17 protein-coding genes are annotated in these 12,818 nt (G+C 41.2%); 12 read left to right on the top strand and 5 right to left on the bottom strand.

All coding sequences use genetic code 11. The features are described 5' to 3' along the window. The first annotated feature begins 1 nt into the window (after position 1). The 4 genes from nrdG (at position 2) to Q4546_RS06400 (ending at position 2,567) form a co-directional block, all read left to right on the top strand. Positions 2 to 475: an anaerobic ribonucleoside-triphosphate reductase-activating protein gene (nrdG, locus tag Q4546_RS06415; RefSeq protein ID WP_102440400.1), complete on the top strand. Its 474-nt coding sequence runs from the start codon at positions 2 to 4 to the stop codon at positions 473 to 475. Positions 476 to 614: 139 nt separating this feature from the next. After that, positions 615 to 971 (top strand): YibL family ribosome-associated protein, encoded by a 357-nt coding sequence (locus Q4546_RS06410; protein WP_076540062.1) that lies wholly within the window; start codon positions 615 to 617, stop codon positions 969 to 971. A gap of 86 nt (positions 972 to 1,057) precedes the next feature. After that, the gene (gene ribA / locus Q4546_RS06405) at positions 1,058 to 1,672 is read left to right on the top strand and encodes a GTP cyclohydrolase II (protein WP_076540064.1); all 615 of its coding nucleotides are present in this window, start codon (positions 1,058 to 1,060) and stop codon (positions 1,670 to 1,672) included. Positions 1,673 to 1,700: 28 nt separating this feature from the next. Then, entirely contained in the window at positions 1,701 to 2,567 is an 867-nt protein-coding gene (locus Q4546_RS06400; RefSeq protein WP_102476085.1) for a hypothetical protein, read from the top strand. A 119-nt stretch (positions 2,568 to 2,686) separates the two neighbouring features. Here the strand turns inward: Q4546_RS06400 and Q4546_RS06395 are convergent, their stop codons facing one another. The 5 genes from Q4546_RS06395 to suhB form a co-directional block, all read right to left on the bottom strand. Beyond that, complete coding sequence (locus Q4546_RS06395; RefSeq protein WP_102476086.1) at positions 2,687 to 3,037, bottom strand: VF530 family DNA-binding protein; 351 nt, start codon at positions 3,035 to 3,037, stop codon at positions 2,687 to 2,689. 114 nt (positions 3,038 to 3,151) lie between these two features. Then, positions 3,152 to 3,817: an AAA family ATPase gene (locus Q4546_RS06390; RefSeq protein ID WP_102440397.1), complete on the bottom strand. Its 666-nt coding sequence runs from the start codon at positions 3,815 to 3,817 to the stop codon at positions 3,152 to 3,154. A 42-nt stretch (positions 3,818 to 3,859) separates the two neighbouring features. Continuing rightward, on the bottom strand, positions 3,860 to 4,162 hold the full coding sequence (locus Q4546_RS06385) for a PilZ domain-containing protein (RefSeq protein ID WP_102440396.1): 303 nt from the start codon (positions 4,160 to 4,162) through the stop codon (positions 3,860 to 3,862). A 147-nt stretch (positions 4,163 to 4,309) separates the two neighbouring features. Then, complete coding sequence (locus Q4546_RS06380; protein WP_076540074.1) at positions 4,310 to 4,717, bottom strand: phosphate-starvation-inducible protein PsiE; 408 nt, start codon at positions 4,715 to 4,717, stop codon at positions 4,310 to 4,312. Positions 4,718 to 4,911: 194 nt separating this feature from the next. Continuing rightward, positions 4,912 to 5,715 carry an inositol-1-monophosphatase gene (gene suhB, locus Q4546_RS06375; protein WP_076542340.1) on the bottom strand — a complete coding sequence of 268 codons (804 nt, stop codon included), beginning with the start codon at positions 5,713 to 5,715 and terminating at the stop codon, positions 4,912 to 4,914. A 149-nt stretch (positions 5,716 to 5,864) separates the two neighbouring features. On the opposite strand from suhB, the gene trmJ reads away from it, so the two are divergent. The 8 genes from trmJ to hscA all read left to right on the top strand — a co-directional run bounded on the left by trmJ (position 5,865) and on the right by hscA (position 12,815). Next, positions 5,865 to 6,602, top strand: a complete 738-nt coding sequence (gene trmJ / locus Q4546_RS06370; RefSeq protein ID WP_102440394.1) for a tRNA (cytosine(32)/uridine(32)-2'-O)-methyltransferase TrmJ — start codon at positions 5,865 to 5,867, stop codon at positions 6,600 to 6,602. A gap of 24 nt (positions 6,603 to 6,626) precedes the next feature. Beyond that, positions 6,627 to 7,448, top strand: a complete 822-nt coding sequence (cysE, locus tag Q4546_RS06365) for a serine O-acetyltransferase (RefSeq protein WP_102476087.1) — start codon at positions 6,627 to 6,629, stop codon at positions 7,446 to 7,448. A 313-nt stretch (positions 7,449 to 7,761) separates the two neighbouring features. Beyond that, positions 7,762 to 8,223, top strand: coding sequence for a Fe-S cluster assembly transcriptional regulator IscR (gene iscR, locus Q4546_RS06360; RefSeq protein WP_076542338.1), 462 nt, complete (start codon positions 7,762 to 7,764; stop codon positions 8,221 to 8,223). Positions 8,224 to 8,302: 79 nt separating this feature from the next. Beyond that, a complete protein-coding gene (locus Q4546_RS06355; RefSeq protein ID WP_102440392.1) occupies positions 8,303 to 9,517 on the top strand; it encodes an IscS subfamily cysteine desulfurase in 1,215 nt (404 codons plus the stop codon). Positions 9,518 to 9,556: 39 nt separating this feature from the next. Beyond that, on the top strand, positions 9,557 to 9,940 hold the full coding sequence (iscU, locus tag Q4546_RS06350) for a Fe-S cluster assembly scaffold IscU (RefSeq protein ID WP_076542320.1): 384 nt from the start codon (positions 9,557 to 9,559) through the stop codon (positions 9,938 to 9,940). A gap of 14 nt (positions 9,941 to 9,954) precedes the next feature. Next, complete coding sequence (gene iscA, locus Q4546_RS06345) at positions 9,955 to 10,278, top strand: iron-sulfur cluster assembly protein IscA (protein ID WP_102440391.1); 324 nt, start codon at positions 9,955 to 9,957, stop codon at positions 10,276 to 10,278. A gap of 60 nt (positions 10,279 to 10,338) precedes the next feature. Then, positions 10,339 to 10,863 (top strand): co-chaperone HscB, encoded by a 525-nt coding sequence (hscB, locus tag Q4546_RS06340; RefSeq protein WP_102440390.1) that lies wholly within the window; start codon positions 10,339 to 10,341, stop codon positions 10,861 to 10,863. An 89-nt stretch (positions 10,864 to 10,952) separates the two neighbouring features. Beyond that, the gene (gene hscA / locus Q4546_RS06335; RefSeq protein ID WP_102440389.1) at positions 10,953 to 12,815 is read left to right on the top strand and encodes a Fe-S protein assembly chaperone HscA; all 1,863 of its coding nucleotides are present in this window, start codon (positions 10,953 to 10,955) and stop codon (positions 12,813 to 12,815) included. The last annotated feature ends 3 nt before the right edge of the window (positions 12,816 to 12,818 follow it).

The raw sequence follows: 12,818 nt of genomic DNA, 5'->3' as shown, positions 1-12,818 counted from the left end.
TATGAATTACCATCAGTATTTTCCTATCGATGTGATCAACGGCCCAGGTACCCGCGCGACCTTGTTTGTTTCAGGTTGTGAGCATCAATGCCGTGGTTGTTATAATCAGTCTACTTGGGATCCTCGTTCAGGCCATGAATTTAGCCAAATGATGGAAGATCAAATTATTGCTGATTTAAATGATACTCGTATCAAGCGCCGTGGTTTATCACTTTCTGGTGGCGACCCATTATTCCCAGCTAATCTCGACAGCATTTTGTCTTTGGTTAAACGGGTAAAACAACAATGCCCAGATAAAGACATTTGGCTATGGAGTGGCTACAAGCTCGATCAAATGTCCCTCAAACAACTGCAAGTATTAGACTATGTAGATGTGTTAGTGGATGGCAAGTTCGAGCAAGATTTAGCGGATCCTAGTTTGAAGTGGCGTGGTAGCAGTAATCAAATTATTCATGATTTAGTTCAAATAGATTAACCATAAGCTGCTGTGGATAATGTGTTTCGTCTAACGAACTGTTATACTTCGCCTCCGTAAACGTGTTGGATTGATACAAGTGCTGTGTTTGAGCATGTTATTGTGTCAGTGGCACAATGTTGAAATTTAAGGTAGCACAATGAATTTAAAAGAAGAACTGCAAGCATTAAACGATAAAGCAGAAAAGTTTCGCCGTAAACTTGCTGCTGCACAAGCCCGTGAAGATAAAGCGGTTATCATGCAGTTTAAAAAAGAGATCGCGACAGTAACAAAACGTATTGCAAGTTTGAAAAATCAGCAATCACGTCAATTAAACAAAGCCGGTAAAGATGTAAAAGAACTAAAATTTAGTCGTGTGCTGACCAAAGCGGAACAAGCAGACATGGGTAAATTAAAAAAATCAGTTAAAGGATTAGTTGTTGTACATCCAATGACTGCGCTTGGCCGCGAAATGAATATTAAAGCAGTAACTGGTTTTGCCCCAGCAAAATTCTAATCCAGTTTATCCCTATTAGTTATGACGTAAGTCAGTTGCATGGATGATGAGACTCATAAATTGAGCGTTGTCTGAAAGGTTGGTCAATGTCGATTAAATATATCGCCACTTCTAAGTTACCTACGCCTTGGGGCGTATTTGCAATGCATGGTTTTGAAGATACCGAAACCGGTAAAGAACATGTTGCGCTAACGTTTGGTGAGCTAAATGCTAATGAGCCAATGTTAGGTCGTATTCACTCTGAATGTTTAACCGGTGATGCCTTGTTTAGTTTGCGTTGTGATTGTGGTTTTCAGCTGCAAACTGCAATGCAAAATATTGCTGAATTAGGCCAAGGTTTTATTCTTTATTTAAGACAAGAAGGCCGTGGCATTGGTTTACTGAATAAAATCCGAGCCTACGAACTGCAAGATCAAGGTGCCAATACTGTTGAAGCTAACGAACGTTTAGGTTTTGAAGCTGATATGCGTAAGTACGATATGATTGAACCTATGTTAGCTCAAATTGGTGTTAGCAAAGTGAAGTTAATGACCAATAATCCACGTAAAGTGAAGGCCATGCAGGCAGTTGGCATTGAAGTGAGCGAAAGAGTTCCATTGCAAGTGGGCAAAAACCGTTACAATGAAGCATATTTAAAAACCAAATCAACCGAGTTAGGTCATATGATGACAGAACACCATTTTATTGATGACAATAAATAACAGTTGACGAAATAGCGTAGATTAAATCATGTTACTGAGTTGGTTTACTGGTTTTAAAGCAAATCAATTTCCATTATATAAAAGCGCTGTAATAGCTATTGCAGCGCTTTTTGTTGTTCAACCTTGTCAGGCTCAATTTGATGCTGACAACCCCGATCTTTCCCATTATGCTTTTGCAAATTATATTGGCAGCGGGATTTATCGCGCTTCTGGCCAGAGCGCTGCAGTGGCCAATATTCCTTTCGCATTTGATATTGAACAGGCCGATGATCACCTGCTGACCCTAAGGTTGCCAGTTTCATTGGGCTTTTTTAATTACTCTTTTAGTGACTTGCCAGAAGGTGAACTACCCGATGGTGTCGGCACTATGACCATAACCCCAGGGATTGAGTACAAATGGTTTTATGACGAGCAGCTCACCCTAGAAACCTATTTAGATTTGGGCTACGGGCATAACTTTTCAAATTCCAGTAATGTGGGGATTTTCTCTACTGGTTTTTCAGCGTTATATGAATTGGCACAACCCAAATATAATCCGGTGTGGGTTAACCGAATTTATTATGCTGGCTATAAAAGCAGTATCAATGACAGCTCTGATGGCTATTCTGTATTGCAATCTGGCATTGATTTTGGCTTAAATCAACGCTGGGATTGGGGTGAGTATACCGTTGAGCCACGCTTGTTTGTAGCGGGGCGCTGGTATTTCGATAAACTTAAGTTTGTTACCCCAGTGCAAGAAAATGTGCTTACGCAATATTCCTATGAAGTGGGAGTGACATTAGCCTTGTCTAAGCCGTTAGGTTGGGGATGGTTCAGTACAGACCGATTTGGTATGAGTTATCAAACTGATGGGGAGTTACAGGTGTGGCGATTAATTTTTGAATTCCCTATGTAGTTTCATCGGTTACAAAAAAGCCTGATGGTTTAATTAAACCAATCAGGCTTTTTTGTACTATTTACCGAATAAACAGGTAGTTAGAGGTTTGTTTCAGACCGCTTGTTTATCAATGGTGTTTATTTGCCCCAAATATCAGCGTTAACACCTGCAGTGCATTTATTATTTTGCGCTTTGGACACAGGTTTGGCACCCGAGCCTTGATGAGCCTTTGTCGTTGATTTTGCTGCATCATAAACTTTAGGAGCAGGCAAAGGCAGCTTGTTGGTTTTTAGCCATAAGTATTCAACTTTATCACGGGCCCATTCGGTTTTTCTTAAAAACTTGAGGCTGGATTTAACACTTGGATTATCTTGAAAACAGCGAATATTAATGCGGCTGCCTAATTCTTCCCAGCCATACTTTTCCACTAATTCAGTGACAATAGTTTCTAATTTAATTCCATGAAGAGGATTGTTTGCTTGAGTCATGTACGCAGCTTAATTTACCAATTTGCCGACATTATAACATTGGCTTGCTGATGACGTTAGTGCTGAAATGTTTCAGTGCTAAGTTAACCACACTGAAACTTCAGCATATCAGACCTAAAACTCGAAGCTATTATCTGGTGGAATGGCAAAAAGCTCTTCGGCTATGGCGCGAATTTCTACTGCTGCTTTACCTTCAGGGTCAATCTCAAGCACTGACGAGCCACTTTCTTCGCTGTCATCATAAATATTACGATTGAAGGTAATGGCATTTAGCGCTTTTAAGCCAAATGATTGCACTACTTCCTTGGCCTCTAAAATACGCTTAAATTGCGATGGCAGAGCAGGGCATTGACTGACGACTATTGCAGCCACCATTTTTGGGTTGACCATTTTACAGGTGCTTAGCATGTCCTCCATGTGTGGAAGCGTTTTTAAATCACGTCTTTTGGGCCTAAGCGGAATGAGTACGTAAGTGGCGACTGACATCGCTGCGCGCATGGCAAGGTTATCTTGACCACCGCAATCGACAATAACGTATTCAAAGCGCTCATTAAGACTAAGTAAGTCATTACGGATTTTGCCGTATAATTGAATGCAATTAATGGGTTTTAAACTGGGGTGTTCATTTCTGGCTTGGATCCAATCTGAGGTGGTTTTTTGCGGGTCACAATCAACCATCAATACACTGGCATTGAAGGTTTCGGTTACATATACAGCGAGGTTTTGCGCTAAACAACTTTTGCCACTACCACCTTTTTCGCCGCCGACTAATATAATCATAGTATCACCTTAATGTTAAAGATATTGCACTGCTTTAAGCGTTTAAAGCAACTGCATGGCAATATGATAACTCTGTGGATTTGACTCAAGGCAACGACATACTTGGCCTTTGATGGTATTTTGTTTGTCAGTGTTATGGTTGAAGGTGACTGCGATTAAGTCGCCTAAGGCAAACGGCGCTTTATAGTCGATTAAAATTCCTTTACGGGCTAAATCGATACAAATGCCAGCATCTTCCTGGGGCTGGCCATTAGCGTCAATCCAATGCAATAAAACTCGCTCGGCTTCCATATCGACTCTTAAAGAAGCTCTTTTTTCTTCAAACCCTATAGGCTCATTTGACATAACCTTATCGCTCCCTGTTTGCTTAATCCATCATAAGTATTAGTCATTATTAGTGATAGTAATCAACATCGTTAAAAAAAGCGATAAGTAAGTCACTTATCGCTTTATTTGTTGATATAAATTAACAAAGGTGTCTACTCTGTGAGCTTAGTCGAAATCTTTGCTTTTAGGGTAGGGCAGTTTCAGTTGTCCCCAGCGAATGACAATGACCGTGGCTGCTAGCACAATCGTTGAAACAGAAATCGCCAGTATGCGCCAGTCATCCATATCTTTCATATCAAGAATTAAGTAACGGGCCAGTGCCACAATAGCAATATATAGTGGCATGCGGATAGGTAGCTTACCTGACTCGAGGTAATTGACCACCATGGCTAAGACTTCAAGATAAATGAAGAGTAGTAGCAAATCGGCAAGTTCTACGGTTCTAATATCGAACATATGCATCACCTCTTCGCCAATGGCAAAGACGGTCGCAAGAGAAATAATGAAAAGAACGATATGTTCGACGCCTTTAAGGCTTTTAACACCTATTTGGCGGAGTATAGGGAGTGGCATGATTATTACATCTCTTATTATAAATTTGATTGATAATTCAGTATATTCTGCTAAATGGAATAATACTGAGTGATCTAGTTCAAATAATATAAATTTATCCCAATATCATCACTATTTAGCAGTGCCATTGAAGGCTAAAGAACTGCAGATACAAAAAAGCCGCCATAAAAGGCGGCTTTTGGCGTTAATTGAAATTAGCGTTTTAAGCCTTCATTTAATAAAGGACGCATAATTTTAACTAACTCGGAAGTCACTTTAGGAGAACCTGCAACAATATTACCTGAAGTCATATAGTTATGGTTTCCGGTAAAGTCAGCTACAGTACCGCCAGCTTCACGACAGATTAAGTCGCCTGCTGCGATGTCCCAAGGCTTAAGACCGATTTCAAAGAAACCGTCAAAACGACCCGCGGCAACATAGGCTAAATCAAGTGCTGCTGAACCGGTGCGACGAATGTCTGCACATACAGGGAATACTTCACCTAAGATGTTTAGGTAAGATTCAGTGTGTTGGCGAGCTTTGAACGGGAAACCAGTACCAATAATGGTGCCATCAAGTGTTTTAACATTAGTTACACGTAGACGGAAGTCATTAACTTTAGCGCCTTTACCACGAACGGCAGAGAACAGTTCTTCGCGTACAGGATCGTAAACAACGGCAACTTCAATTTTGCCTTTGTATTGAACAGCGATAGAAACTGCGAAATGAGGGATACCACGAACGAAGTTGTTGGTACCATCCAAAGGATCAACTATCCACACATAATCTTTATTGGTGCCACGGTTTTCACCGTTTTCTTCGCCAACAATCGTATGATCTGGGTAAGATTTACGAATTTGGTATGTAATGGTAGATTCAGCTTCCTTGTCTACACTCGTAACAAAGTCATTTAGACCTTTTGAATCAATCTCAACATTGTCGAGTTCAGTGTAGGCGCGCATAATAGTTTGGCCCGCAGCGCGTGCAGCGCGCGTGGCAATAGTCAGCATCGGATGCATAGCAATCCCCTGGATGTTAAAGAACGAATAAATCAGCGGCATATTATACGCTTTTTGACAGTTATATCAAATGCAGATTTTCATATAACGAATTAATTGCTGCTTGTGTTACTATTCCAAAATAGTTTTTTAAAGAATAAAGTAGTTTCATGCTGAGTAATATACGCGTTGTTTTAGTGGGTACATCACACCCTGGTAATATTGGTTCTACAGCAAGAGCAATGAAAACCATGGGGTTATCAAATTTATATTTGGCTGAACCAAGAGTTGAGCCTGATGGGCAATCTATTGCACTTGCTGCTGGCGCAGCAGATTTAATCCGAGATATCACTATTGTTGATTCTTTAACGGATGCAATCAAAGACTGTAGCTTAGTCATTGCAACCAGTGCCAGAAGTCGTACTTTAGATTGGCCAATGCTAGTGCCAAAAGAAGCAGGTGAAAAACTTGCTCTTGAAGGGATAAAAGGGCCAGTAGCGATTGTCTTTGGTCGTGAGAACCACGGGTTAAGCAATGAGGAATTACAAGAGTGTCATTATCATGTAGCCATACCTGCGAATCCAGAATATAGCTCATTGAACTTGGCGCAAGCGGTACAAATCATTTGTTATGAAACCCGTATGGCCCACCTTGCGTTAGATGAAAAAGCAACGGTTGAAGAAGAATACCCGTTAGCAGAAGACTTACAGCGTTTTTATGTACACCTTGAGTCAACACTAACAAAAACTAACTTCATTATTAAGAATCATCCAGGGCAGATTATGACCAAACTTAAACGTTTATTCGCCCGTGCAAGGGTTGAAACTGCGGAGATGAATATTCTGCGCGGTATATTGACTTCAATCGATAAAAAAGTCGCGAAATCAGACGAGAACAAAGATTCATAACGTTAACGTATTAAGGATTGTTATATGGGCGTGATTGCGCGACTAAAAGAAGATATTGAATCTATATATCACCGCGATCCCGCGGCGAACAGTAGTTTCGAAATATTAATGAACTACCCTGGTATGCAGGCAATTTGGATCCATCGCATCAGTAACAAGCTTTGGAATGCAAATTGGCGTCTGCTATCTCGATGTTTGTCTACTTTTTCGCGTTGGTTAACAGGGGTCGAAATTCATCCTGGTGCGACTATTGGCCGTCGATTCTTTATCGATCATGGTATGGGCGTTGTGATTGGCGAAACAGCCGAAATTGGTGATGATTGTACGCTTTATCATGGCGTTACCTTAGGTGGCACAACATGGCAAGCGGGGAAACGTCACCCAACACTGCAAAATAATGTGGTGGTTGGTGCTGGGGCACAAATTCTGGGGCCTATTACGATGCATGATGGCGCAAGAGTTGGCTCAAATTCAGTAGTGGTTAAAGATGTTGCTAAAGACACTACTGTAGTGGGTATACCTGGCCGTGTGGTATCAAGTCCTTCAGCGCAATCGAAAGAACAAACTGAGCGTAGAAGCGCCATGGCGAAAAAATACGGCTTTGATGCCTATGCAGTGTCGCCAGACAACCCAGATCCTGTTGCCAGTGCCATTGGGCAAATGCTTGATCATATGCATTTAATGGACTCTAAAGTACAAGAGATTTGCCAAGCGGTGCAAACCATGGGCGGTGAAGTCTGTACTGAAAAGCTACCAGAGTTGAATGTTGACGACTTTACTGAAGCTGAACAAGAAGCGGCTGAAAAACGTACTCAAGAAATTGATAAGTTTGACCCGATTATATAATCAGTAGACTTGAAAATGACACAATCGACACCCACTTATCTGGGTGTCGATTTTTTATTTCTGTACTGCAAATTTTAACAACTGAAGCATTTTTGTAAAAGTAGGACGAATTTATCACAAATTAGGGCTTTTAATGGCTCGCTGGCATTGAATCTTGCACTATAAAAAGGTTAAATAGCCCTGCAAATTTTAAGACCTAAATTGTTAGATGTGAACGAGAGATAATACTTGAGTAAATTACTTGGTTAAATACTTGACTAAAATACTCGGGTATGGTGAAATTGCTCTATGGTTTATGGGAGCAAATAACGTTATGAAACTGACATCAAAAGGTCGCTACGCAGTGACAGCTATGCTGGACGTTGCAATTCACTCAGCTACCGGGCCAGTTCCCTTAGCGGATATTTCTGAGAGACAGGGGATATCGCTTTCCTATCTTGAGCAACTTTTCGCCAAGCTTCGTAAACATGGTCTTGTATCAAGCGTGCGTGGTCCTGGTGGCGGTTATCGCCTAGGCCAAGAAGCCAATGATATCTCTGTAGGCATGGTTGTCCATGCTGTTGACGAGTCTGTCGATGCGACTCGTTGTCAGGGAAAAGGGAACTGCCAAAGTGGCACCCGCTGTCTAACCCATTCGCTATGGGGTGACTTAAGTAAACAAATTTCAGATTTCTTAGATGGCATTACACTTGCTGGATTGATGCACAAACGAGATGTTCAATTTATCTCACTAAAGCAAGATGAAATGCAGAATGAACATAGAGTTAGTTTATAATTTCCTGTTCATATATTGATAACTATTTATATGTACGTTGTTAGTAGCCTCCTTTGGGCTACTCAGTACGGAGTGTATGATGAAGCTTCCTATCTATTTAGACTATGCCGCAACAACCCCTGTCGACAAACGCGTTGCCGACAAGATGGTGCAATTTATGACAATGGACGGTGTGTTTGGTAACCCTGCATCTCGTTCTCATCGTTATGGTTGGCAAGCCGAAGAAGCAGTTGATATTGCTCGTAACCAAGTAGCAGATTTAATCAACGCTGATCACCGTGAAATTGTATTTACATCTGGTGCGACTGAATCAAGTAACCTTGCCATTAAAGGTATTGCGCATTTCTATCACAAGAAAGGCAAGCACATCATCACTAGCAAGACAGAACATAAAGCAACGTTAGATGTATGTCGTCAGCTTGAACGTGAAGGCTTTGAGGTCACTTACCTTGAACCAAGTGCAAACGGTTTAATTGCATTGTCAGTGATTGAAGCTGCCATGCGTGAAGACACTATTTTAGTGAGCATCATGCATGTAAACAATGAAATTGGTGTGATTCAAGACATCGAAGCCATTGGCGAATTATGTCGCTCAAAAGGTATTTTCTTCCATATGGATGCAGCACAAAGTGCTGGTAAATTACCGATTGATGTACAAGCAATTAAAGTTGATTTGATTTCAATTTCTGGCCATAAAATGTATGGGCCTAAAGGCGTAGGTGCATTATATGTGCGCCGTAAGCCTCGTATCCGTTTAGAGTCACAAATGCATGGTGGCGGACATGAACGTGGTATGCGTAGTGGTACATTAGCGACACATCAACTTGTTGGTTTAGGCGAAGCAGCCGCGATTGCTAAGCAAGATATGATTGAAGACAGTGCCCGTATCCTTCGTCTACGTGACAAGTTATGGAATGGCATTAAACATATTGAAGAAACTTATATTAATGGTGACATGCAGCAACGTTATTGCGGCATTTTCAACGTCAGCTTCAACTTTGTTGAAGGCGAGTCATTAATGATGGCGCTTAAAGATTTAGCGGTTTCATCAGGGTCTGCATGTACTTCAGCAAGCCTAGAACCAAGTTACGTATTACGTGCACTAGGCTTAAATGATGAAATGGCACATAGCTCAATTCGCTTCTCAATCGGTCGTTTTACCACTGATGAAGAAATCGAGCATGCAATTAAAGTAATTGATGAATCTATCGGTAAATTACGTGAAATGTCTCCATTATGGGAGATGTTCAAAGATGGTATCGACCTTGATCAAGTTCAATGGGCACATCACTAATACATTATTATCGATAGCGATAAACGGAGCAGAATTGTTATGGCTTACAGCGAAAAAGTAATCGAACATTATGAAAATCCACGTAACGTTGGTTCATTTGATAAAAATGATCCATCAGTGGTAACCGGAATGGTAGGTGCACCCGCATGTGGTGATGTAATGAAATTACAACTTAAAATAGGCGAGAATGGCATCATTGAAGATGCTAAATTCAAAACTTATGGTTGTGGTAGTGCCATTGCATCAAGCTCATTAGTAACAGAATGGGTTAAAGGCAAAACTGTTGAAGAAGCCGCTACGATTAAAAATGCAGACATTGCAGAAGAGTTAGCGCTTCCTCCAGTTAAAATCCATTGCTCAATTTTAGCTGAAGATGCTATTAAAGCAGCGTTGGATGAGTACAAATCAAAGCAAGATAAGTAATACCTGGAGTTAAGATGGCAATTACAATGACCCCAGCTGCGGCTGATAGAGTTAAATCTTTTCTAGTAAATCGTGGGAAAGGTTTAGGTTTACGCCTTGGGTTAAGAACATCTGGTTGTTCAGGTATGGCTTATGTCATCGAGTTTGTCGATGAAATTAATGACGACGATGAAGTTTATGACATCGAAGGCGTAAATATCATCATAGATGCCAAAAGCTTTATTTATCTGCAAGGTATAGAGTTAGATTTTGTTAAAGAAGGCCTAAACGAAGGTTTTCAATTTAACAACCCTAATGCCAAAGGTGAATGTGGTTGTGGTGAAAGTTTCACTGTTTAGTTAATCTATACTATGAAGCTTGTATCGCAAATCACCAATCAAAGAGCATGATATCTGCCAATGAATTATTTTGAGTTATTTCAATTTTCACCTTCCTTTGATATCGATATCGCCCAACTTGCAGAACGCTACCGCGAACTGCAACGGGCGGTTCATCCCGATAAATTCGCTAATGGATCTGAGCAACAAAAATTATTATCCGTGCAGCGTACTGCACAAGTTAATGATGGTTATCAGACTCTCAAGAATCCGCTCAGACGTGCCGAACACATATTGAGCCTTCGTGGTATTGATATAAGCCATGAAACCACCACAGTTAAAGACACTGCATTTTTAATGCAGCAGATGGAATGGCGTGAAGCATTAGAAGATATCGAGCACAGCCAGCAACCCGACGACTTAATCAGTGACTTATTTGACTCTTTTGCTGATTTTGAAAAGTCACTCTCGCAAAGCCTTGCTATTTTACTGGTTAAAGACACCGATAATGATAATTTATTAGCGGCAGATCAGATCAGAAAGCTAAAATTTATGGCAAAATTGCAAGATGAACTCGCTAAAATTGAAGATTCATTACTAGACTAATGGATTGGTAAACTTAATGCTCTGTTTTTAACAGAGCATTTTGTTTTGATTTAATCGATGAATGTTCACTAATAAACTATTGGATTACTATGGCCCTTTTTCAAATCGCTGAGCCCGGTCAAAGCGCCGCGCCCCATCAGCATCGTCTCGCTGTTGGTATCGACTTAGGTACCACAAACTCTTTAGTAGCGGCTGTTAGAAGTGGCGAAGCATCAACATTAGTTGATGATAACGGACAGCATTCTCTTCCTTCTGTGGTCCATTATAATGCCGAATCTATTGATGTTGGTGTTAATGCGCAAGCACAATCTGCCCAAGATCCTAAAAATACCATTGTTTCAGTAAAACGTTTTATGGGTAGAAGCCTTGCTGATATTCAAGCAAAAGAGCAACAGTTACCCTACGACTTTAGCTCAAGTGACAATGGCTTACCGATTTTTAATACTGCTTTTGGCGCTGTTAACCCCGTGCAAGTCTCGGCTGAAATTTTAAAGCCTCTTATTGCTCGCGCCGAGTTGACATTAGGTGGCAATCTTGAAGGTGTGGTGATTACCGTACCGGCTTATTTTGATGATGCCCAGCGTCAAGGCACTAAAGATGCAGCAGAGCTATTAGGTGTTAAAGTATTACGTTTACTCAATGAGCCAACGGCAGCAGCAATTGCCTATGGTTTAGATTCAAAACAAGAAGGTGTGATTGCCATTTACGACTTAGGTGGCGGCACATTTGATATTTCAATACTGCGCCTAAATCGCGGCGTGTTTGAAGTATTAGCCACTGGTGGTGACTCTGCGTTAGGTGGTGATGACTTTGACCATTTATTGCAAGCACATCTACAGCAAGCTTTTGGTTTAACTGATTTGTCTGCCACGCTTTCACGTCAATTATTGATTGAATCGAGAAGAGTTAAAGAGCACTTAACCACATCTGAGAGCTGCATAGCATCGATTACGTTAGATAATGCTGAGCGCGTAGAAACACAAGTGACTAAAGCTGATTTTGAAACATTGATCAGTTCACTGGTGAAAAAAACCATTGCCAGTTGTCGCCGCACGTTACGTGATGCCGATGTCAGTACTGATGAGATTATCGAAACTGTAATGGTTGGTGGTTCAACTCGCGTGCCTTTAGTACGTGAACAAGTTGAAAATTTCTTTAAGAAAACCCCGTTAACCTCAATCGATCCTGATCGCGTGGTTGCCATTGGCGCTGCGATCCAGGCTGACATTTTGGTGGGTAACAAACCAGAATCTGACTTATTATTACTTGATGTTATTCCATTGTCTTTGGGTATCGAAACTATGGGTGGGCTGATTGAAAAAGTCGTCACCCGTAACACCACCATTCCAGTGGCGCGAGCTCAAGAGTTTACCACCTTTAAAGATGGTCAAACGGCGATGGCATTTCATGTGGTGCAGGGCGAGCGTGAAATGGTTGACGATTGTCGCTCATTAGCGCGCTTTACCTTAAATGGTATTCCAGCACTTGCAGCCGGCGCTGCGCATATTCGCGTGACCTTCCAAGTGGATGCAGATGGTTTACTTAGCGTAACCGCTATGGAAAAATCAACCGAAGTGAAGACCACGATTCAGGTTAAACCTTCATTTGGTTTATCTGACTCTGAAATAGCGACTATGCTGAAAGATTCAATGAAGCATGCTAAAGATGACATTAGCCGTCGTATGCTAGCTGAGCAGCAAGTTGAAGCGTCTCGAGTAGTGGAAACACTAACCGCAGCATTAGCAAAAGATGCGGACTTATTAAATGAGCAAGAGCGCAGTGCTATTTATAGCGCCATTGAACAGTTACAAGTGACCGCTCAAAGCGATGATACTGACGCGATTGAAAAAGCGATTGAAGCGTTAGATGCACAAACCCAAGAGTTTGCTAATCGTCGTATGGATAATTCAATTCGAACAGCACTGAAAGGCCAGTCTGTCGATAATATATAGGTG

It is taken from the genome of Shewanella sp. 4_MG-2023 (assembly GCF_030548015.1).
Lineage (GTDB): Bacteria > Pseudomonadota > Gammaproteobacteria > Enterobacterales > Shewanellaceae > Shewanella.
The sequence above is the reverse complement of the archived record's forward strand: the minus strand, read 5'-3'. Positions and strand labels throughout refer to the sequence as shown.

Excerpts from the sequence above, each read along its gene's own strand:
- iscU (WP_076542320.1), top strand. The coding sequence starts at position 9,557 with ATGGCTTACAGCGAAAAAGTAATCGAACATTATGAAAATCCACGTAAC.
- hscB (WP_102440390.1), top strand. The coding sequence starts at position 10,339 with ATGAATTATTTTGAGTTATTTCAATTTTCACCTTCCTTTGATATCGAT.
- cysE (WP_102476087.1), top strand. The coding sequence starts at position 6,627 with ATGGGCGTGATTGCGCGACTAAAAGAAGATATTGAATCTATATATCAC.
- hscA (WP_102440389.1), top strand. The coding sequence starts at position 10,953 with ATGGCCCTTTTTCAAATCGCTGAGCCCGGTCAAAGCGCCGCGCCCCAT.
- Q4546_RS06355 (WP_102440392.1), top strand. The coding sequence starts at position 8,303 with ATGAAGCTTCCTATCTATTTAGACTATGCCGCAACAACCCCTGTCGAC.
- ribA (WP_076540064.1), top strand. The coding sequence starts at position 1,058 with ATGTCGATTAAATATATCGCCACTTCTAAGTTACCTACGCCTTGGGGC.
- nrdG (WP_102440400.1), top strand. The coding sequence starts at position 2 with ATGAATTACCATCAGTATTTTCCTATCGATGTGATCAACGGCCCAGGT.
- suhB (WP_076542340.1), bottom strand. The coding sequence starts at position 5,715 with ATGCATCCGATGCTGACTATTGCCACGCGCGCTGCACGCGCTGCGGGC.
- Q4546_RS06400 (WP_102476085.1), top strand. The coding sequence starts at position 1,701 with ATGTTACTGAGTTGGTTTACTGGTTTTAAAGCAAATCAATTTCCATTA.
- iscA (WP_102440391.1), top strand. The coding sequence starts at position 9,955 with ATGGCAATTACAATGACCCCAGCTGCGGCTGATAGAGTTAAATCTTTT.
- Q4546_RS06385 (WP_102440396.1), bottom strand. The coding sequence starts at position 4,162 with ATGTCAAATGAGCCTATAGGGTTTGAAGAAAAAAGAGCTTCTTTAAGA.
- trmJ (WP_102440394.1), top strand. The coding sequence starts at position 5,865 with ATGCTGAGTAATATACGCGTTGTTTTAGTGGGTACATCACACCCTGGT.
- iscR (WP_076542338.1), top strand. The coding sequence starts at position 7,762 with ATGAAACTGACATCAAAAGGTCGCTACGCAGTGACAGCTATGCTGGAC.
- Q4546_RS06395 (WP_102476086.1), bottom strand. The coding sequence starts at position 3,037 with ATGACTCAAGCAAACAATCCTCTTCATGGAATTAAATTAGAAACTATT.
- Q4546_RS06410 (WP_076540062.1), top strand. The coding sequence starts at position 615 with ATGAATTTAAAAGAAGAACTGCAAGCATTAAACGATAAAGCAGAAAAG.
- Q4546_RS06380 (WP_076540074.1), bottom strand. The coding sequence starts at position 4,717 with ATGCCACTCCCTATACTCCGCCAAATAGGTGTTAAAAGCCTTAAAGGC.
- Q4546_RS06390 (WP_102440397.1), bottom strand. The coding sequence starts at position 3,817 with ATGATTATATTAGTCGGCGGCGAAAAAGGTGGTAGTGGCAAAAGTTGT.